At 39.9% G+C, this 19,166-nt stretch carries 20 protein-coding genes; 8 read left to right on the top strand and 12 right to left on the bottom strand.

Annotation, left to right across the window (positions count from 1 at the left end; genetic code table 11):
• Positions 1–159: 159 nt before the first annotated feature.
• Complete coding sequence (locus AC0VYO_RS05205; protein WP_371018103.1) at positions 160–366, bottom strand: hypothetical protein; 207 nt, start codon at positions 364–366, stop codon at positions 160–162.
• A 41-nt stretch (positions 367–407) separates the two neighbouring features.
• Positions 408–611: a PspC domain-containing protein gene (locus AC0VYO_RS05200; protein ID WP_430245699.1), complete on the bottom strand. Its 204-nt coding sequence runs from the start codon at positions 609–611 to the stop codon at positions 408–410.
• Between the two features lie 176 nt (positions 612–787).
• On the opposite strand from AC0VYO_RS05200, the gene AC0VYO_RS05195 reads away from it, so the two are divergent.
• Positions 788–1,621, top strand: coding sequence for a DUF2935 domain-containing protein (locus AC0VYO_RS05195; RefSeq protein WP_475368556.1), 834 nt, complete (start codon positions 788–790; stop codon positions 1,619–1,621).
• Positions 1,622–1,642: 21 nt separating this feature from the next.
• Here the strand turns inward: AC0VYO_RS05195 and AC0VYO_RS05190 are convergent, their stop codons facing one another.
• The 3 genes from AC0VYO_RS05190 to AC0VYO_RS05180 all read right to left on the bottom strand — a co-directional run bounded on the left by AC0VYO_RS05190 (position 1,643) and on the right by AC0VYO_RS05180 (position 3,903).
• Positions 1,643–2,938 (bottom strand): ATP-binding protein, encoded by a 1,296-nt coding sequence (locus AC0VYO_RS05190; protein ID WP_475366773.1) that lies wholly within the window; start codon positions 2,936–2,938, stop codon positions 1,643–1,645.
• Between the two features lie 99 nt (positions 2,939–3,037).
• Positions 3,038–3,559 (bottom strand): GNAT family N-acetyltransferase, encoded by a 522-nt coding sequence (locus AC0VYO_RS05185; RefSeq protein WP_430245693.1) that lies wholly within the window; start codon positions 3,557–3,559, stop codon positions 3,038–3,040.
• 143 nt (positions 3,560–3,702) lie between these two features.
• Positions 3,703–3,903, bottom strand: a complete 201-nt coding sequence (locus AC0VYO_RS05180) for a hypothetical protein (RefSeq protein ID WP_475366772.1) — start codon at positions 3,901–3,903, stop codon at positions 3,703–3,705.
• A 480-nt stretch (positions 3,904–4,383) separates the two neighbouring features.
• Here AC0VYO_RS05180 and AC0VYO_RS05175 point away from each other — a divergent pair, with 480 nt between their 5' ends.
• Positions 4,384–5,583 carry a cytochrome P450 family protein gene (locus AC0VYO_RS05175; protein ID WP_475368555.1) on the top strand — a complete coding sequence of 400 codons (1,200 nt, stop codon included), beginning with the start codon at positions 4,384–4,386 and terminating at the stop codon, positions 5,581–5,583.
• 64 nt (positions 5,584–5,647) lie between these two features.
• Here the strand turns inward: AC0VYO_RS05175 and AC0VYO_RS05170 are convergent, their stop codons facing one another.
• Positions 5,648–6,097 (bottom strand): CBO0543 family protein, encoded by a 450-nt coding sequence (locus tag AC0VYO_RS05170; RefSeq protein WP_475366770.1) that lies wholly within the window; start codon positions 6,095–6,097, stop codon positions 5,648–5,650.
• Positions 6,098–6,300: 203 nt separating this feature from the next.
• Here AC0VYO_RS05170 and AC0VYO_RS05165 point away from each other — a divergent pair, with 203 nt between their 5' ends.
• Both AC0VYO_RS05165 and AC0VYO_RS05160 read left to right on the top strand, forming a co-directional pair.
• Positions 6,301–6,747: a GNAT family N-acetyltransferase gene (locus tag AC0VYO_RS05165; protein ID WP_475369042.1), complete on the top strand. Its 447-nt coding sequence runs from the start codon at positions 6,301–6,303 to the stop codon at positions 6,745–6,747.
• An 81-nt stretch (positions 6,748–6,828) separates the two neighbouring features.
• On the top strand, positions 6,829–7,554 hold the full coding sequence (locus tag AC0VYO_RS05160; protein ID WP_475367459.1) for a Bax inhibitor-1/YccA family protein: 726 nt from the start codon (positions 6,829–6,831) through the stop codon (positions 7,552–7,554).
• A 227-nt stretch (positions 7,555–7,781) separates the two neighbouring features.
• Here AC0VYO_RS05160 and AC0VYO_RS05155 read toward each other — a convergent pair whose 3' ends face one another.
• Positions 7,782–8,228 carry a DUF4385 domain-containing protein gene (locus AC0VYO_RS05155; RefSeq protein WP_475368554.1) on the bottom strand — a complete coding sequence of 149 codons (447 nt, stop codon included), beginning with the start codon at positions 8,226–8,228 and terminating at the stop codon, positions 7,782–7,784.
• 219 nt (positions 8,229–8,447) lie between these two features.
• On the opposite strand from AC0VYO_RS05155, the gene AC0VYO_RS05150 reads away from it, so the two are divergent.
• Positions 8,448–10,259 carry an LTA synthase family protein gene (locus AC0VYO_RS05150; protein ID WP_475368553.1) on the top strand — a complete coding sequence of 604 codons (1,812 nt, stop codon included), beginning with the start codon at positions 8,448–8,450 and terminating at the stop codon, positions 10,257–10,259.
• 262 nt (positions 10,260–10,521) lie between these two features.
• Complete coding sequence (locus AC0VYO_RS05145; protein ID WP_475368552.1) at positions 10,522–12,030, top strand: PGAP1-like alpha/beta domain-containing protein; 1,509 nt, start codon at positions 10,522–10,524, stop codon at positions 12,028–12,030.
• A 40-nt stretch (positions 12,031–12,070) separates the two neighbouring features.
• On the opposite strand, the gene AC0VYO_RS05140 is transcribed toward AC0VYO_RS05145, so the two are convergent.
• From AC0VYO_RS05140 to AC0VYO_RS05120, 5 genes are all read right to left on the bottom strand, one after another.
• Complete coding sequence (locus tag AC0VYO_RS05140; RefSeq protein WP_475368551.1) at positions 12,071–13,030, bottom strand: siderophore ABC transporter substrate-binding protein; 960 nt, start codon at positions 13,028–13,030, stop codon at positions 12,071–12,073.
• Between the two features lie 144 nt (positions 13,031–13,174).
• Positions 13,175–13,933, bottom strand: coding sequence for an iron ABC transporter ATP-binding protein (locus AC0VYO_RS05135; RefSeq protein WP_475368550.1), 759 nt, complete (start codon positions 13,931–13,933; stop codon positions 13,175–13,177).
• A complete protein-coding gene (locus AC0VYO_RS05130; protein WP_475368549.1) occupies positions 13,930–14,877 on the bottom strand; it encodes an iron chelate uptake ABC transporter family permease subunit in 948 nt (315 codons plus the stop codon). Before AC0VYO_RS05130 ends, AC0VYO_RS05135 begins: the two co-directional genes overlap by 4 nt.
• Positions 14,870–15,820 carry an ABC transporter permease gene (locus AC0VYO_RS05125; RefSeq protein ID WP_430245675.1) on the bottom strand — a complete coding sequence of 317 codons (951 nt, stop codon included), beginning with the start codon at positions 15,818–15,820 and terminating at the stop codon, positions 14,870–14,872. The genes AC0VYO_RS05130 and AC0VYO_RS05125 overlap by 8 nt, the downstream gene beginning before the upstream one ends.
• Before the next feature lie 187 nt (positions 15,821–16,007).
• Positions 16,008–16,523, bottom strand: a complete 516-nt coding sequence (locus tag AC0VYO_RS05120; RefSeq protein ID WP_475368548.1) for a GrpB family protein — start codon at positions 16,521–16,523, stop codon at positions 16,008–16,010.
• A 508-nt stretch (positions 16,524–17,031) separates the two neighbouring features.
• Here AC0VYO_RS05120 and AC0VYO_RS05115 point away from each other — a divergent pair.
• Both AC0VYO_RS05115 and AC0VYO_RS05110 read left to right on the top strand, forming a co-directional pair.
• Positions 17,032–18,489: an MDR family MFS transporter gene (locus AC0VYO_RS05115; RefSeq protein ID WP_475368547.1), complete on the top strand. Its 1,458-nt coding sequence runs from the start codon at positions 17,032–17,034 to the stop codon at positions 18,487–18,489.
• Between the two features lie 129 nt (positions 18,490–18,618).
• Positions 18,619–19,131 carry a DUF3189 family protein gene (locus AC0VYO_RS05110; protein WP_283152812.1) on the top strand — a complete coding sequence of 171 codons (513 nt, stop codon included), beginning with the start codon at positions 18,619–18,621 and terminating at the stop codon, positions 19,129–19,131.
• Positions 19,132–19,166 lie beyond the last annotated feature (35 nt).

Here is a 19,166-nt window from a genome sequence, read left to right as displayed (position 1 = left end):
TGAATTAAATGAACCAGAATTAGTTATCATTCATTCTCTTCATTATGTTCATTTCACAAGCAATCTTCAACTTAAAAAAGGCTTAGCATAATCGCTAAGCCCTTTTTCTTATCTTACACAATGAAGGAAATATGATCGTTATTACAAAACCAATTTTCCTTATTGCTGATTTGTATAGCTTTCCTTCAAAGCCATCTTCAGCTGCATACTATTTGTAAGAACCCCGAGGAACCCCATCACTGCAAAAATCACAGAAAGAAAGATTGAGACTAAGTCGATCCATCCAAACAAGGAAAAGAGTCCAGAACAGAATATCAAGAAAGAACTAATCATCCCCACGATGTAATAAAAACCGTTTTTCTTCATTTAAACCTCCAACAGCAATACTAACGTAAGCATCCTTCTTGTTAATCTTTAAACTTAACATCCTGATCTGAAGGGAGCATAAGAGCAGCTCCAAAGTAAACTAGTACAAAGATTCCAGATGTTAAGAGCGTTAGTGCGATGTAAGCAATCCTTAATATATTAGCGTCTACATTCATAACCTCACTTAATCCGCCTAAAACACCCGCTAATTTTTTATTCGTCGTTGATTTGTAGATTTTCTTCATACGGCACTCTCCATTCATTTTGTTTCTTACTATTCTTTACGTATTCAAAGCGAATTAGTTTCAATTACAACAAAATCATTCGTTAAATGATGAATCAGAAAGAGCGTTCATTGGTATAACCTGAGCTATGCTTCATACTTTAAACTAAAAGACTACGCCCAAAGGAGGCACCCCACTTGGTCCAGACACCACTTACTCCATGGCAAGAACATCATTTCTGGATTGAAATTCTTGCTGATCACGCGATCTTTGTACGTGATTACTTATCACCGTCGGAACATAAATTTGTGAATGAAGCGAATCAGTTTGCTATGGCCTTCGAAGAGCTTCGCGAGCAACTCACACCTCTTAAGCGTGACGAACCTGCAAGCTCTGACGCTATGATTTCCTTTTCACGTAAAGCTTATCACCTGGCAAGGGCCTATTTCAATTTCGAAGGCACGATACAACGGCTTAGAATTCGGAACGAAATCAACATTAACCTAAGTCCATCTTACTTTAATGGAACGCTAGATGAGAATGAAGAATATTTGCGTCTGCTTACTTTCTACATCGAAGGAAAGGTGCCGCCCCCTCTTTCTCTTCTCGACTTAATGGACTTATGGTTAACTGATCAAGTTGGCCACGCCTCGCTATTAATTGATATTCTCGATCCGATTGAAGTCGAATTCATCACGAAAGCCCAAACTATTCAAAACCAATTTCGTGTGTATATCTCAAAAAACAGAGCCATGCGCGGTTTTCTTCGATTTACACCAACTGGCTTTCGAGCTCAGCAACGATTTGCAGATGAAGTCGCTCATTCGATTCAAGATTTAAACGCTCTTGTTGAAGAAGTGATGTCTCTTTATAAAATCGATGAAGTTCTAAACAATACGACATTACGATTTCTTGAACATCATTTTCCTGAAAGCTGTTATTTCCTAGCTCATCTTAGCCACTATGCTCCATCGATTCCAGCGCCTTCTTGTTCATTAACGAAACCTTCCTATTTGCCACCAAAAGAATGAAGACTCATCAATTATGCCCCTTCATTTTTCTATTTTAAAAAGAAGGATAACGGTTGTCCCTTTATTAGGGGAGCTTTCATAAATGATCTCCCCGTTCATGGCCTTCATAATGCTATGCGAGACCATCATCCCTAACCCTGTCCCTTTTTCTTTAGTAGTGAAAAAAGGCTCCCCCATTCTTACTACCTGCTCTTCCGACATACCAATGCCAGTGTCAGATATGCTAACTTTTAATTCAAAACCTTTATGTAAAGCATCAACAGTTAATTCTCCTCCATCCGGCATCGCTTCAATGGCATTTTTTAAAATATTTAGCAGACACTGCTGAAATTTACGCTTTTCTGATTGAATATAAGTGGGGGATATATCAATTTTTGAGTTAATGGTCACATCCGACATTGTAGCAAGAGGCTGAATGACGCTAAGGCTTTGCTCAAGTTCACTTTTTACATTTATTTTCTCTACCTTTTCTGGAAAAGGTTTGGCGAAGGTTAAATAATCATTAATAATTTCTGTTGCTCGATCAAGCTCATCAATAGCAAGCTCCATGTACCCCTTCGTTTTCTTATCTTCTAAGTCACTGTTGATCATTTGGAGAAAACCGCGACTAACGGTTAAGGGGTTGCGCACTTCGTGTGAGATGCTTGCGGCAAGGTGACTCGCCACCTCTAACTTCTGGCTTTCCATTACCGAATGAAGCAATTTAAATTGGTTCATAAATACTTCATAAATAAGCGTTGCTAGAACGACACCAGTTAAACTAACGAAATTGAATAATATCCAAGTTTCTATGTTTATTTGCGACTCAAAAAAAACAAGCGACACTCCAGTTGATATACTCCCAAGACAGGCATCTAACCCAGCAGCAACCGCTAACTTCCATTTGAGGTCCAATTTAAGAAAGTGTTTTGATACTAGTGAAGTGAATATCGCAACGAGTGAAAATGAAAGCAATGTAGGATAAAAACCGCTACCTCCAAGCATAAAACGATAGCTTAATAAAACGAATAAATAGATAAGCGACACCCATTTCCCGCCATACAAAGCACCAAGAATAAAAGGGATCCTTCTAAAATCTAATATAAAATTTTCGTTAATCACAATGGGATACATCATACAGAGAATAACGGAAAGGAGGGGAAATATCGCAAGCAACCAACCTGATGATCGTTTTAAAAAGGAAGTTTGCTTCAGTAGATAAAGAATCTGAATAATACTTAACGGTGCAAAAACGAGTAATAAGTTTAGTAGGAAGCTCTTTGCAGTTAGGATCATCGTCATTGCCACCACTTTTCTAATGATTAGTAAGGTTGTCATAGTAAATATTCTTTATCTTTCCTTCTAATTCCTCTTTACAAAATGTGTAATCTTATTCTTTTCTATTGATAATGAAGCATTTTCTTTGTTATAGATGACTCACCTTTCTTCCACTTTCGGAATACAGGCATATAGATCAAGCTTTTTATCCCATTTACGAATCGTTTTCTCATAGGACATCCCAATCCGTTTCGCCACTTTGATAGAAGCTTTGTTCTCAGGATCAATTAATGAAATTAGCTTCGAAAGACCTATTTGCTCAAAACCATATTTCTTACAAGCCATCGCGGCTTCCGTTGCATAACCATTTCCCCAATTCCTTCTAGCAAAAAGATAACCGATCTCAACTTCAACACAGCCGTCCATTTTTTGAAGTACAAGCCCACATTGCCCAAGAAAACAACCACTTCTTTTCTCTTCAACGATCCACATGCCAAAACCATAAACACTGTATTGATGCAGCGTCCATTCCACCCATTTCATCGTATCTTCTCTACTTTTACATGCAGGATAGTACCTCATTGCTTCCTTATCAGAAAAAATCTCTAAAAGGTAATCAACATCCTTCTCCCTCATTTTTCTTAAGATCAGTCGATTCGTGGAAAGAACTTGTGCTGTCATATAACTCACCTCTATGGCAGTAAAAAAGTTACAATCAAAACTTGATTGTAACTCTTTTTATCATTATCTTATACTGTGATGAAATAAAACATTCATTCCCATAATAGGAGGACGCTCATTCTCTTCCTCATCCTGATCGTTTGTTAAAGAGCTTCCTCGTGCCGATTTTGCTGATCAAGATCCCCAAACTCCATCGCCTCCAATATGGCCTCTTCTGAAAAGCCGGTTAATATGGAGATTTGTCTTATGTCACATGTCTTTTTCTGATGCTGCCTAATGAATTGAATGGCTACCATTGCTTGATACATAATCTTTGTATACTTGCTTAATAGCTGTTGACTCATCGAGCTTCGGCCACTTCCTCTCTTGGATGAGAGAAGAGAGGAGCATCACTCCCTTATCCTTTAACCTACCACTCTTACGCCTTTGTTCCAATAAGAAAAACTGAATTTTTACAATTTTTGATTAGAAACTTTTGTAGTCGACATAATAATTGGTTTTCTTTAGGTTTACTTCCTTTTATAGGTTCATTTTGAAAGGAAATGAGCAATCCTACAAATGTTTCTTTTTCCATAGTTCTCAATTCAAATCTAATGGTCATTGTTTCACAATATAGGTAAATTGTAAGACTGGTTTTATCCCTCAACCAGTTCCTGGTTCTACTTGTTCCTAATTCGCCATAATGAAAACGTCTTCTCTATGAAATCTGAGGATCGTGTGACACTTCTTACTGTTTATTGAGAATTCTTAGTTTTTCATCTATACTAACCATATTGACTGACCAGTCAGTCTAATGGTTTAACACAATAAAGGAGGAACATTGTATGCAATCCGTTGAATCTGTCTATCAATCCAACTTTAAAAAAGGGGCATATGCTTTCTACGAAAACTTGCGCCAAAATGAGCCGATTACGTCCATTGGAAACTCCAATGGTAACAATACGTGGATCGTCACATCTTATGATGATGTTCTTGAGCTGCTAAAACGTCCTTCCTTTATTAAAGACCAATCAAAACTCTTCTCAAAAAGCGCTCGTATGGAAGACGAGCCAATGGAAACGAAGATTTTTCATCATATGATGCTAGATGTTGATCCACCCGATCACACGCGGTTACGTAAACTTGTTCAGCCTGGTTTTAACCCTAAAGCGATTAAACAACTAGCCCCCCGTATAGAAGCCATTGCTGATCAATTAATTGAAGAAATGAAGCAAAAGAATGATATCGTGGACCTAATTGATGATTTTGCTTTTCCTCTACCAATTATCGTCATCTCTGAATTGCTTGGTGTACCAACAGAAGATCGAGATAAGTTCAGAAAATGGTCCAACTCCATCGTCTCCGCTTCCGACAATATGGAAGGCGAATTCATGAAGGATGTTCAGGAGTTTACCGAATATCTTACAATTCTCTTTAACAAAAGAAAAGCTGATCCACAAGATGACTTGATTTCAAACCTTATTAAACATGAAGAAGATGGAGAAAAGTTAAGTTCGGATGAGCTCTATTCAATGGTTTTTCTACTCATTATTGCCGGTCATGAAACGACTGTTAACTTAATTGGCAACGGGATGCTCGCTCTCTTCGAACATCCAGATCAGCTTGAACTGTTGCAAAGTGACTTTTCTTTAACAGAGAGCGCCATTGAAGAAGCGCTTCGTTATTATAGTCCCGTCGATTTCTCGACCGCTCGCTGGGCAGAAGAAGATTTTGAATTCAAAGGCGTTCCATTAAAAAAAGGAGATATGATCCTCGCCTCCATCTCATCTGCTAACCGCGATGAGAAGAAATTCGACAATCCGAATAAGTTTGATATTACGCGTAAACCAAATCATCACATTGCATTTGGCTATGGCATCCACTTCTGCCTTGGTGCTCCACTAGCAAGGTTAGAAGGAAAGATTGCTTATCAAAAATTACTTTCTGCTTTCCCTTCGATTCAATTAGCAGGAGCGCCTGAGGATGCAAAATGGCGCAATATGTTCTTATTACGTGGACTAGAAGAACTTAAAGTTCAGCTCTAATTGTTGTAACCTCTAGCTTAAATCAAAAACCCCTCCTATTTTGTAGGAAGGGCTTTTGGTTTCATTATATCGGCACGTGCCTTTTTAATAATAAAAAGTATCCATAGCATACGAGATAGGCAAGCAAGTATGAAACATATGTCCAGTAGATCGTCCACCCATTAGAATAGTGAACGAGATTGATCCATACGCCAATCCCCTCAATGATCGTGGTGATCAGAGAAAAAAGTAGGATAATGACGAGAGGATGAAAGGAAGTTCGTTTAATAGTTAGAAACAAAAAGCCTGCTAGAATCGGATAAACACCAAAATACATCGGCATCGCTGCAATGGTTTCCATTTCATATTCAGGGTCAATGCGCCAGAAATCAAAATGTATTCCAAGCACATCAAAAATAATCGCTACAAAGGCTGCAAAAGGGGCAATCAGAAGAAAAAGCGTAAAATCTTTTCTCACAAGATAAATTCCAGCGATCCAGGGAATTACAAACGCAGCAACAATGTTAAATAGCATTTTCGATCACTCCTCATATAAGGAATGCACGAAACTGCTTAGATTTATACATATTCTTATAGTTTGCTCTACCCGGTTCAAATCATCGATCGGTTTGAGCAAAAATCAAGAAATCAACATATCGTCTTCATTTACAGATATCGTAGAAAATGATTATACTCAATCTATACAATAGGTTGGAATGAGGAGGCTATTAACGAATGATTGCAGTAAGAATAGAAACAGAAGAAGCATTAAAGGAAGCCTTTAAGATACGTAAAGAAGTTTTTATCGACGAACAAGGAACGCCAGAGGATGAAGAGTATGACGAATTTGATTCACTCGATACAGCCGAACATATTCTCGTTCTTGATGAAGAAAAAGCAGTGGGCACGGCTAGATGGCGCATCGTTGACGGCGTGGGGAAATTTGAACGTATTTGTATTTTACAGTCACACCGCAAGCTTGGGATTGGTAATTTAATCCTACATAAACTTGAAGAACTTGCCATCAAGAAAAGCATTACGAATGTAAAGCTACATGGCCAGGTACAGGCAGAGGGCTTTTATCATAAGCTTGGTTACGAAACAAAGTCAGATGTTTTTATGGAAGATGGCATCCCTCACATTCTCATGAGGAAAATACTACCTGAAACTTTCTCAGCTCTTTAATCGTAAGTTAGATTAGAATTAAAATTGGGAACATATCTATTAGAATGAATCTACTCTTACGAAAAGGATGAAGTATACATGATGCGAAGCGGAAATCCCGTTTTAAAAAATAATACCTTTAACAAAACACGTGATCAAGGTGAAGCGATGACAATTGGAGGAACGGTAGCGAAGACTTTCTTCTTATTCCTCTTTTTACTCGGTTCATCCATCTATACCTGGTACCGCTATGCTCAAGGAGAAGATGTGTATACAATGATGGTCATTGGTGCGATCGGTGGACTGATCTTTGCACTAATTACAGCATTCTTTCATCGTGCCGCACCGATCACTGGTCCAATCTACGCCACGCTTGAAGGGTTTGCGATTGGTGGTTTATCCGCGATTCTTGAAGCCAGATATCCCGGAATCGTTATTCAAGCCGCAGCTTTAACTTTCTCAGTCATGGGCGTTCTGCTTTTCCTTTATGCTGCTCGCATTATAAAGGTTACAAAGAACTTCCGGTTAATGATCGTATCCGCAACGCTCGCGATCTTTGTTGTATATATGATTGACCTTGGACTGAATCTCTTCTTAAACGCCAACGTTCCTTATTTACACTCAAACGGCGTCGTTGGAATTGGCATTAGTTTATTCATTGTTGCCATCGCTGCGCTCAACCTCGTACTTGATTTTGATTTTATCGAAAACGGCGCAAACCGCGGTGCACCAAAGCACCTGGAATGGTATGGCGCATTCGGGCTAATGGTTACGCTCGTATGGTTATATATTGAGATTCTTCATTTACTACAGAAATTAAGACGATAACGACCAAAAAGCCACGTCCTGAGGACGTGGCTTTCTTATTATCATTGCATTCAGCAATTACCTCTATCAATACTTAATAAGTAGTGAGATCATAATAAAGCCCCCTATAAGTGGAGATTTCCGCGAAAATCAAATTTATTCCGCGCTTTTCTCATTAATTCCGCGAATTACACCGGTTTTTCCGCGATATTTAAATTAATTCCGCGAAACCACTGCAATCGCGCGGATCAGCCGTACTTCTTCTGATGTTCCTTCTTCTTCTCTAAATAAGCTTCATCTGTACGCACGATTTTCCACTTTTCTTCAAAAATCCTTGCTGATTCTGCTTTCTCGTCGTCTATATCTCGCTCGTTCACGTCACCGTCGCTGTCGTATTTCTTGCCGCCTTTATAATTCGCATAGCGACGAGCTCTTGTATAGCCCATCTGAATAAATTTGCGCGCCATATCCATCCCTACGAAATCATCATTTTCCTGGTAGTCTCGAAACATTTGATAGATTTTTTCAGAAGACTTCTTCGCAATATCAGGCGTTTTAAAGCGCCAGTGTGGAAGGATCTCACTTTTATAAGGTTCTATCATCAGAACCCCCTGTTCACCGCGTCCAACGCGGTATTTTTCAGGCTGCTCTCGAAAATTAATATTGTCAAAATCAAGATCATAGTCAAATGCCATCGGTACCACTCCTTTTTGAAGGGTATTCCCAGTATGAGGCAGAGGGTAAACAAGCCAGGGCATATTAAAGCTCTACATTCAGATTCAAAATCTCCTCAAAAGACGCATGCTCCTTACACTCGATGGAAAAAATACACTTATAGCACATTCTAACGTTCCTCCTCATGCATTTTTGGGTAAAGATTAGTCGACAATGATGACAGACGTTAGGAGGATCCCATGATATTTTTCGGCTATGCTTTCTATTTATTTCTCGCCGTTCTAAAATTTGTACTATTTAGCTTCTATACAAATACAGCTTTTCCATTGGATTTTCTCCTTATGAATCTTGCCGGCATGTTACTTTTATCTAGCTGGACACTTCTCATTCAATGGAAGAAACGCCGTTGGATATGGCTGACGCTCCTGTTTTTACATAGTCTTCTTCTTATATCCGATCTCTGGTACTACCGATACTTTGAAGATATGCTGTCCGTCTCACTCTTTTCACAAATGCTTCAAATGAGTGATGTCGGCGGTGGTTTTATGGCGCTGATTCGCTTTCAAGACTTTTTCCTTTTCGCTGATGTTGTGATCTTTCTATTGGTACTCTTTTTCACGAGAAAGAAACCATTTGAAGTAACGAAGAAAAAACGAAGAGTAACAGCAAGTGCCACATTTCTAATCGGAGTCGTTCTGTTTGCGACACCGTTAATTTTTAGCGCTGTTAAAGAAGATCAGTCGCCAAATCAATCCGTCTCAGATATGCGGGACTACTATCACCTTGGTTTCTGGGGCTATCACGGTGTTGATCTTTGGAGAGGTGTAATGGCGGTGCTTAACTCTGAAGAGGATCTAACCGCAACGCAACAAAGAATGTTAGAGAAAAACGCTGCAGAAAACAAAGATGGTTCCGTTAAGAAACCTAATATCCTTTTGGTTCAATTGGAATCGTTTCAAGGATCGCTCATTGGGCAGAAAATCAACGGGAAAGAACTGACCCCCAACTTAAATCAGCTAAAAGAAGAAACGCTGTACTTCTCTTCGTTTTATCATCAAACACATGAAGGAAGGACTTCTGATGCTGAATTTATAACTAATACGTCCCTCTATCCCTTGAAGTCGGGATCCGTTTATACACGTTTTCCAGAAAATGAATTTGGATCATTACCGGAGCTACTGAAAGAAAATGGCTATGACACAGCAGCTATGCATGCGTATGACAAAGGATTTTGGAATCGCGACAAAGTGTATGAGAATATCGGATTTAATCAATTCTTCAGCAACAAAGATTACCCTAATCAGAAAAAAATCGGCATGGCTTTAAATGATAAAAACTTTCTGACCACCTCTATTGAACATATGGAAACGTTAAAAGAACCATACTTTGCGTTCATGGTGGCATTAACGAGCCACACGCCATATGAAATTCCGGAAGAAGAAAGAGAGTTGGATTTATCGGGATATGAGGATCCGATGTTAAAACGGTACTATCAAACTGTTTATTATGTCGATCAGGCCGTTGGGTTAATGGTTGATGAGTTAAAGCAGAAAGGGATGTGGGAAGACTCCCTCGTGATCTTCTATGGTGACCATGATAGCGGACTGACGAACGAAGGCAGCGAGATGAGAAAGGAAGCCAATGTTGAAAGCGCCGTAGACGCTTTTGAACTCGATCGTCAAGTACCCCTTTTCATTAAGAAACCGAATGAAGGTAGTGGCCAGGTGATCAAAGAAAACGGCGGGCAAATCGATATCGCCCCAACAATTGTCGACATGTTAAATATGGAAATGCCGTATATGATGGGAAATTCTCTTCTTGATGATCAGCCCAACCTCACTGCATTTCGAGATGGGTCTTTCCGATATCGTGATTATTATTACGAAGCTGATTTAACAAAAGATGCTGGAAACGGAACGTGCTATAACGTTTCTACGGAAGAAAAAGTATCGCTTAGGAAATGTGATGATCAAATTGAAAAGGTAACAGAGGAACTCCGCCTTTCTGATAATATTATTGAAAAGAATGGTCTTGAAAAAGATAATGAGTAGAAACGAAAGAATTGACGGTTCAGACACTTAAAGGTCTGGATCGTTTTTTTATGGAACGTTGTTATAGTACCTTTGACACAGCTTTTCAATGAGAGAGGAAACACTTGTAAGAACTTCATAGAAACTCGTCGAATGAACAGCGATTGCCGTTCTATTGACCTATACTCCAACTAAGTAAGTTAGTGAAAACGCTCCTTGTTTAATAAACTGAATATTCTTATAGTTGAAGTAGTATAAGACTCATTTCAAATAGGAGGGTTTTATGAAGAAATGGTTGGTGTCACTATTGGTGATGATCTTCTTGCTCGCTCCCCCTTTCGCTCACGACGCACAAGCCGGCATTATAGGAAAAGGTGATGCAACTGGTACACCCGGCGAATGGTACATTGGAGATGAACCCACGACCGTCAAGCCTGGCTCTCTTCCACTCGTATTTGTACACGGATTGAACAGCTCGTCAAACACCTGGATTGATCAAAACGATATGGATGAACTTACATACAGCAAGAACTACCAAACGGCTTTCATTGATTTATACCCTACGAAAAACATGTGGGACAACGGGCAGCTGCTTGCTAGCAAACTAGCAGAGATCAACGCGTACTTTGGGAAGAAAGTGATTCTTGTTACCCACAGTAAAGGTGGGGTTGATGCACAGGCTGCCATCGTTCATGCAAATGCGCAGCAATATGTTGATAAAGTCATTACGCTCTCCACCCCACACAAAGGTTCACAGCTAGCTGATCTTGCCCACAGCAGCTGGGCCGGGTGGTTAGCTGCAATTATCGGAAATCGAAATGACGCCACCTATTCACTACAGACCGGCTATATGAGCTATTTCCGATCCGTTACTGATGCAAAACCGAACATTTCATCCACACCTTACTACACGTTTGGGGGCACTAGTTGGGGGAGTTTCGGTGGCGCGCTCTATTGGGGCGGTTTGTATTTACGACAATATGGCTCAAATGATGGCGCCGTTACGGTGAACAGTTCGAGACTTCCCTATGGAAATGAGATTCGCATCGGGAATTGGGATCACTCGTCCATTCGAACTGGGAGCGCTACGCTTAACTTATTTGAACCTTACTTAACACAGTCGATCCCTGCCTTTGCCCCGCGCACTTCTATCAATGAAACGGCTGCTTCTGATCAAGCTAATGTCCTCATTCGGGGCGGTGAATTTAAGGGAACGCAAGTGGAAAAGTTTGATGTAGAAGAAGATACGAAAAGCATTACGCTCGATTGGATGAGTCAAAACGAGGATTCGGTGATCACTCTTCAAGGGCCTGATCAGAAAACGTATGCGGTGACAGAAACATCTCAAGATGAGGCGATGTTTGAAGGAGCGTTTCATCACCAACTGAAGGTAGACCTCCCTAAATCTGGCACATGGAAACTAAAAGTAAAGCAATCAAAGAAAGAAAGTTACGTGATGCAAGTTGCTTATGAAAGTGAACTAAATCAAGAGCTCCAACTGAAAAGCTCTGCAAAAGTAGTGAAGCTTAATATCGACGAAAACAATGTAGTGAAAGATTCAATCGAAGGAGATATTGTGATTCAATATAGTAAAAATGGAAAAACGAAACAAAAGAAAGTGTCACAGGAAAAATTGAGTGCTCAAAAGTCCTTTCCTATTAAAAATGCTGGTGAAGGCGTTTATCACATCATGCTTGATGTGAACGGTGATACTAAAAAAGGCGCTTCATTTGAGCGAACCATTCTTCATACGGTTTACATTGATGCGGATGGTAAGGTGTATCAGCCTTAATCAAAAAACCCCCTTCGAACGTTCGAAGGGGGCTTTCATGTTACTCGATTCCTTTTTTAACCTCGCTAATCATTTCTGTCACTGACTCCAGTCCGCCACCAGATAAGTACCAGTAGTTTGAATCTAAATAAACAATGTGATCATTTTTATAAGCGTCTGTATTTTTCACAAGTTCATTTTCTATTACTTCTTTCGCCGATGTTTCTGCTCCATCTACAACAGCGTCACGATCAACAACGAAGAGGTAAGCTGGATTTTTTTCTGCGATATATTCAAATGAAATGCTTTGGCCATGCGTCGATGCTTCAAGATCACCATCCGCTTCAGGTAACCCTAACACATCATGAATGAGTCCAAACCTTGACCCAGCTCCGTAAGCACTTACCTTACCACCAGTCACGAGTGTTATTAATCCTTTCTCATCTAAAGAAGATGTAAGCTCCTGAACAGATGAAATTTCTTCATCGATTTTCGCTAATTCTTCTTCCGCTTCTACTTCTTTCCCAAAAATCTCACCAAGCGTTGTGACATTCTTTTTGAATGAAGGGATATAGTCTGTTGTATCGACTCCCATATAAATCGTTGGTGCAATCTTACTTAATTCTTCATAGGCATCCGACTGTCTGCCTGAAATGATAATTAACCCTGGGTTCATTTCTGCGATTTGTTCAAAATCTGGTTCCTTCAAACCGCCAGCGTTTTCGTATGTATCTGATTCATATTTTGAAAGGTAAGATGGAATATTAGCTTGTGGAACACCCGCTACCTCTACACCCAGTTTATCGAGAGTATCTAGTGTACCAAAATCAAAGACAACAACATTCTCTGGATTTTTTTGAACCGTTGTTTCTCCAAGGTCGTGCTTCACGGTTACTTCTTCTGTTTCTGATGATCCCTTCGCTTCTGCATTTGCTTCTGTTGCTTCAGAATTATTCGTACCGCATGCAGATACGATCAGTGCTAGAGCTGATAGAGCTAAAATCAAAATCCATTTCCTCATTATTCTTCTCCCCTTATCTCTTTTTTGAAGTGTTGATAGAATTGATATCAATTCTCAATCATTTACAATAAAAAAGAATGACCAGAATCATTTAACTTAATGATAATGATTATCAGTATCATTTGTCAATATAGATTTTGAATTTTATGAGAAATAAATTCCAATACGGTGATCACCATAATGTTCAATAGGAATATGCATATCATAAATTTCTTGCAGTACTTCTGTGGTAATCATCTCTTCGGTTCGCCCTTCTCTTATTAGCGATCCATTTTTAAGCGCAACGATTTGGTCTGAGTAAACCGATGCAAAGTTAATATCGTGAATCACAATTAAGACGGTTTTTCCCAATTCATCAGCCAGGCGTCTTAACACCTTCATAATTTGAACAGAATGCTTCATATCAAGATTATTTAACGGCTCATCAAGAATGATGTATTCCGTATTCTGTGCAATAACCATGGCAATAAAAGCCCGCTGCTTCTGACCACCGCTTAAATGATCAATAAATTGATCTTGGATTTCTTCCAACTCCATATAGCGAATCGCTTCATCTACATACGCCCAGTCCTCTTTCGTTAGTCGTCCCTGTGAATAAGGAAAACGACCAAATGAAACCAATTCACGGACTTTTAACCGAATGTTTAGCTCATTAGATTGTTTCAATATCGAGATTTTCTTTGCAAGCTCATTGCTTTTCGTTTTTGTAACGTTACTCCCATCGATGTAAACTTCTCCTTCATCACATGAAAGCAAGCGACTCACCATTGAGATTAGCGTACTTTTTCCTGCTCCGTTTGGACCGATGAAGGAAGTGATCGTCCCTTTTTGAACAGTGAGTGAGACGTTCTGAACAACTTTTTTCTTACCATATGATTTTGAGACATTTTTGATTTCTATCATGATTTTCTCTCCTTCAGTAGAAGATAAATAAAGTACACGCCGCCAATAAAATTAATAATGACGCTGATCGATGTTGAGAACGTAAAAACGCGTTCGACGATAAGCTGGCCTCCGACTAAAGCAATCACGCTCATAAAAATTGATCCTGATATGAGATAGCTATGTCGATACGTCTTAAGAAACTCATGTGCTACATTGACTACGAGTAGTCCGAGAAACGTAATTGGGCCAACTAGTGCGGTGGAAATCGATACAAGAATCGAAATGACAATTAACAATCGTTTCACGATGTGATCATAATCGACGCCTAGATTCACGGCATGATCACGCCCTAGTGATAGCACGTCCAAGTACTTTATGTATTTCCAGGCATAAACCAATACAATGACGAAAGCAGCAATCGATACAAGTAAGACATCTGTGTTCACATTATTGAAGCTCGCAAACATCCGATCCTGTACAACCTGAAATTCATTCGGATCGATCAACATTTCCATGAACGATGAGAGACTTCCAAATAGGGTACCGAAGATTAATCCAATTAAAAGCAGGAAGTAGATATTCTGTCCTTCTTTTCGAAATAGGAGCTTAAATAATAGACTTGCAAACACCATCATTAAGACAACTGACAAAAGAAAATTAATATTTTTATTTAAGATTAAAATGTTCATTGATCCAAACAAGAAGACAATGACGGTTTGAATGAGCATATAGAGAGAATCAAGCCCAATAATGCTAGGTGTTAGAATTCGATTATTTGTGATTGTTTGAAAGATAACCGTAGAGAATGCAATGGCACTTCCTGTTACAATAATAGCCACAATTTTGATTGCACGCCTCGGCAAAATATAGCCTACATTTCCTCCCAGGTCGATCAATAGAAACGCGCTAATGAGCAGGAGACTGAGCACAAAAAGGAGACTGTTTTTCATACGTTTAGACATAAGCTCTTCTCCTTAACAACAAGTAAATGAATAGAATACTTCCGATTACACCAACCATCAAACCAATCGATATCTCATATGGATAAATAATCAATCGCCCAAGAATATCACAGATTAACACAAATACTGCGCCCATCATGGCAGTTGGAAACAGATTCGCTTTCAGATTATCCCCCATCATGATCGAGACGATATTAGGGATAATCAAACCGAGAAATGGAATGGCTCCTACTGTTAACATGACAACGGTTGTCACCAAAGCAACGATAACGAGTCCGATGTTAACAATCTGTTTATACTTTAAGCCAAGATTAACCGAGAAGTCTTCACCCATTCCAGCAATCGTAAATCGATTGGCGTAAATGTAGGCGATGATAAGTCCTGGAACGCTTATGTATAATAGTTCATACTGACCTTTTAATACGACTGAGAAATCTCCCTGCAGCCATGAACCGATGCTCTGCATTAAATCATACTTATACGCGAAAAACGTAGTAATTGACCCGAGAACATTCCCAAACATCAACCCTACTAGTGGAATGAAGATCGCATCCTTATATTTCACTCGATCGAGCACCTTCATAAAAAGGAACGTACCCGCTAAAGCGAACAGAAACGAAATCATCATTTTTTGCATTAAGCTAGCGGAGGAAAATAAGATAAGGGAAACGAGAATCCCAAGTCTAGCAGCATCCATCGTACCTGCCGTTGTTGGAGAGACAAACTTATTACGACTAAGCTGCTGCATAATAAGTCCACAAATACTCATGCTTGCCCCGGCAATAATAATACTAACAAGACGCGGAACCCGACTAATCCAGAACACCTGACTCTGCTCATCCGTAAAATTAAACACCTCGAGAGGTGACATGCTTTTCACCCCAATAAACAGGGATACAAAGGATAATAAAATAAATAAACTAATTAAGTATCTCTTCTTCATCTCACTCTTCCCTTTACTAGATTTGGTTAAATCGCTCTTACCACACGCACCTAATTTATAATGATAATCATTATCACTTCGTCATGCAACCTATTTCTGTCTTTTCATTAGAAATAAATAGACATAAAAAAGAGAGAATAGCAGCCAATTTTCTAGCTCGCTTTCTCTCTTTCTTTCAATAACCTATCTATTTTGATACATACCAATCGAGTGCTTTCTCTTCTATATCTTTTACAAGTGTATTCTTACCATCGATATAAGCTTCCATATCCTCAGGATAACGCATTGCTAGCTCAGCCTTTGTCTGTCCATATTTCAGGCGATCACTCCGATGTTCCATTAAGTAGTCTCGAAATGCCAGGTGGCGATCAATGTCCGGATTTCCTAATTCATATAGATGCACATGATGAGAGCGCTGATCTCCACCCTTCCGAAAGAAACGGCGGCCAGTCAGCCCATTTTCACCTAGCGCTTCATATCCAACTTCTTTCATATACTCATTTTTTTGATCCACTAGACTAAGATCTTTTACAACTGGCATGATATCGATCACTGGCTTCGCCTTCAACCCTTCAACTGCCGTACTGCCAATATGATGAACCTCAATCATATTATCGCCATATACGCGTTCAAGCTTCTGAGCTTCTAACAAAAACAACTCACGCCAAATTTCATTAAACTCCTGAACTTCTACTTTCCTCATTGTGGTCACCTCAATTAGTTTTAATTTAATCTCGTATTCTAAATAACGCTGCCCACAGACCTTCTACGCTAAAAGTTCCACTAGAAGGATACGCTCTCTTAATCTCAATGGGCTCGAAATCATGGAAGATGGTCCGCAACTCTCTTCCATAAGCATAAGCCACTCCTGTAGACTTCTAGATCGGAGAGGGAGGAACCTCCAAAAAACATGCGAGAGCTTGCCCGCGACAGGTTTATTGGCTAAATTCAAGATTTATTGGCCAAATTGCGGTTTTATTGGCCAAAATCGAAATATATTGGACAAAATCCAAGTTTATTCGCTAACTAGAATCATTACACCTAATTATACCATTATATGGAATAACCACCCCTCCTCCTTAATTAAATTTTTACAATCAAGACGTTTGTAACGAGACGATGATGAGAGTATAATTTGATAATTGATTGAGGGAAAAACTACTTAACTACTACTAATGAAGATGATAAGAAATTGCGAGAGGAGTCCTATCGTGACCACTAAACCTTATAATAAAGTGTTAATTGCGACGCTTCTGCTAGCTGGAGCGTTTATTACAATTTTAAACCAAACTCTTATGATTACGGCGATTCCACCGATCATGGAGGAAATGAACATTACCGCGAATACAGCACAATGGCTGACGACAGTCTTTATGCTAGTGAATGGAATCATGATCCCGATCAGTGCTTTTCTTCTTGAACGATTTACAACGAGACAGCTTTTTATTTCCGCGATGAGTATTTTCTCAGTGGGAACGGTTATTGGCGGATTCGCGCCGAACTTTGGCATGTTGTTAATTGGGCGTGTTATTCAATCCGCCGGTGCTGGGGTTATGATGCCCCTTATGCAAACCGTCTTTCTGATGATTTTTCCAGTGAACAAACGCGGCGCTGCGATGGGTTACATCGGGCTCGTGATTTCATTTGCACCCGCCATCGGTCCCGCGTTGTCCGGTTGGATTACAGCTGCCTATTCATGGCGCATACTCTTTTGGTCAATGCTGCCACTCGCTATTATGATTATTGCAGTTGCCTATTTCGTTATGAAAAATGTGACAGAGCTCACGTTTCCAAAAGTCGATCCGATCTCCATTATTCTTTCATCGATCGGTTTCGGCGGATTGCTTTATGCGTTCACGAGTGCAGGGAACATAGGCTGGGGCAGCATGAGAACGATCGTCGTTCTTATCGTTGGTGTCGTCACGCTGACGATTTTCATATTAAGACAGCTACGTCTTTCACAGCCGATGCTCGAGTTTCGAGTGTTTAAAGATAAGATTTTCACCATTACGACGATCATCGGGATGATGATGTTTCTTGGATTAATTGGTTCAGAAACGTTGATCCCACTATATATGCAAAACATGAGAGACTTTACCGCATTTGAGTCCGGACTTGTCCTACTTCCTGGGGCCGTTATTACAGCATTTATGTCCCCGATTACAGGACGGATTTTTGATAAAATCGGTGCGCGTCTCCTTGCAATTGTTGGTTTAACAATTGTAACTGGCGCAACGCTCGGCTTCTCATTTCTCGATACATCGACAACCATTACGTTCTTAACAGTAATGTATGCGATTCGTATGTTTGGTTTATCGATGGTCATGATGCCGGTCACAACGGCTGGATTGAATCAAATGCCGAAACACCTTATTCCACATGGGGCTGCCATGAATAATACAATGCGACAGATTGCGGCTTCAGTCGGAACGGCGATTTTAGTGACGGTCATGACAACGACCGCTCAAACGGCTCAGCAGCAGCCGTCTATCTCACGACCAGATATTTATGGCGTAAATATCGCATTTCTCGTCATTCTTGCTCTCACGATTGTGGCGCTTGTGCTTTCGTTTTTTGTGAAAAAGACCGCGCCTCAACAAGAATACGAGCAATCGAATGAGGCTCCAGTTGCAAACAACCGGAATCAGCCTAAGTCTGTTAATGCTTAAACGAACATTTTTCATTCAACCGTTCAGTCATTTGACTGAGCGGTTTTTATAATTGAAAGGTTGATCACAGGATTGTTTCCCGCTAATCAGGTAATACTTGTTAGTAAATTCAATTACAGGGATGAGCATATGATTTACATTTATCATGACTACGGTGGGACACACACCACATCAATAGCTGCTGCCTTTCATTTACATCTTTTAAAGCCCTCTTCTCTTCCTTTAACAAGTGAAGAAGTTCTTGCCGTGCCCTTTTTTAACAAATTAACGAAAAAGGACGCCGGACGACTCCTTTTCCACGGTCGGGATTCAGATGGCCATAAAGTCTACACAATTGGTAAAAAATCGTCGAAACTGATCGTGCCCGCTTTATATGATATGACTTTAATGCTATTTGACCATTTTCAAGTAGATGATCAGATTATCCTCTCAAACACGTCACCAACCGTCCCGTTTGTTATGTCAATAGGAGGAGGTCTTTCTCGAGGGCTTGGCATCGATACTCTCGGAGTACCGCTTCTCATCAAAGGGGCTAAAAAGTGCAGTCCGCTCATTTATGATCTCGTTGAGCATACGAAAAAACAAGCTCACCAAACGACGGAAAAAGTGCTCCTACTCGAGAATCAGCATTTTAAGATTTAAATAGTTTTACTTGTAGCCCGTTGAACCATCGTTTG

This window comes from Anaerobacillus sp. 63XJN7_4_ISO-PGPR-S23-413 (assembly GCF_056173725.1).
This window is presented reverse-complemented; position numbering and strand designations above follow the sequence as displayed.

What these genes read in the sequence shown, in the direction of transcription:
- AC0VYO_RS05205 (WP_371018103.1), bottom strand. Translation starts at nt 366, where the DNA reads ATGAAGAAAAACGGTTTTTATTACATCGTGGGGATGATTAGTTCTTTC.
- AC0VYO_RS05120 (WP_475368548.1), bottom strand. Translation starts at nt 16,523, where the DNA reads ATGAGGAAAGTAGAAGTTCAGGAGTTTAATGAAATTTGGCGTGAGTTG.
- AC0VYO_RS05170 (WP_475366770.1), bottom strand. Translation starts at nt 6,097, where the DNA reads ATGCTATTTAACATTGTTGCTGCGTTTGTAATTCCCTGGATCGCTGGA.
- AC0VYO_RS05110 (WP_283152812.1), top strand. Translation starts at nt 18,619, where the DNA reads ATGATTTACATTTATCATGACTACGGTGGGACACACACCACATCAATA.
- AC0VYO_RS05160 (WP_475367459.1), top strand. Translation starts at nt 6,829, where the DNA reads ATGCGAAGCGGAAATCCCGTTTTAAAAAATAATACCTTTAACAAAACA.
- AC0VYO_RS05200 (WP_430245699.1), bottom strand. Translation starts at nt 611, where the DNA reads ATGAAGAAAATCTACAAATCAACGACGAATAAAAAATTAGCGGGTGTT.
- AC0VYO_RS05190 (WP_475366773.1), bottom strand. Translation starts at nt 2,938, where the DNA reads ATGACAACCTTACTAATCATTAGAAAAGTGGTGGCAATGACGATGATC.
- AC0VYO_RS05145 (WP_475368552.1), top strand. Translation starts at nt 10,522, where the DNA reads ATGAAGAAATGGTTGGTGTCACTATTGGTGATGATCTTCTTGCTCGCT.
- AC0VYO_RS05180 (WP_475366772.1), bottom strand. Translation starts at nt 3,903, where the DNA reads ATGAGTCAACAGCTATTAAGCAAGTATACAAAGATTATGTATCAAGCA.
- AC0VYO_RS05140 (WP_475368551.1), bottom strand. Translation starts at nt 13,030, where the DNA reads ATGAGGAAATGGATTTTGATTTTAGCTCTATCAGCTCTAGCACTGATC.
- AC0VYO_RS05125 (WP_430245675.1), bottom strand. Translation starts at nt 15,820, where the DNA reads ATGAAGAAGAGATACTTAATTAGTTTATTTATTTTATTATCCTTTGTA.
- AC0VYO_RS05135 (WP_475368550.1), bottom strand. Translation starts at nt 13,933, where the DNA reads ATGATAGAAATCAAAAATGTCTCAAAATCATATGGTAAGAAAAAAGTT.
- AC0VYO_RS05155 (WP_475368554.1), bottom strand. Translation starts at nt 8,228, where the DNA reads ATGGCATTTGACTATGATCTTGATTTTGACAATATTAATTTTCGAGAG.
- AC0VYO_RS05130 (WP_475368549.1), bottom strand. Translation starts at nt 14,877, where the DNA reads ATGTCTAAACGTATGAAAAACAGTCTCCTTTTTGTGCTCAGTCTCCTG.
- AC0VYO_RS05150 (WP_475368553.1), top strand. Translation starts at nt 8,448, where the DNA reads ATGATATTTTTCGGCTATGCTTTCTATTTATTTCTCGCCGTTCTAAAA.
- AC0VYO_RS05175 (WP_475368555.1), top strand. Translation starts at nt 4,384, where the DNA reads ATGCAATCCGTTGAATCTGTCTATCAATCCAACTTTAAAAAAGGGGCA.
- AC0VYO_RS05185 (WP_430245693.1), bottom strand. Translation starts at nt 3,559, where the DNA reads ATGACAGCACAAGTTCTTTCCACGAATCGACTGATCTTAAGAAAAATG.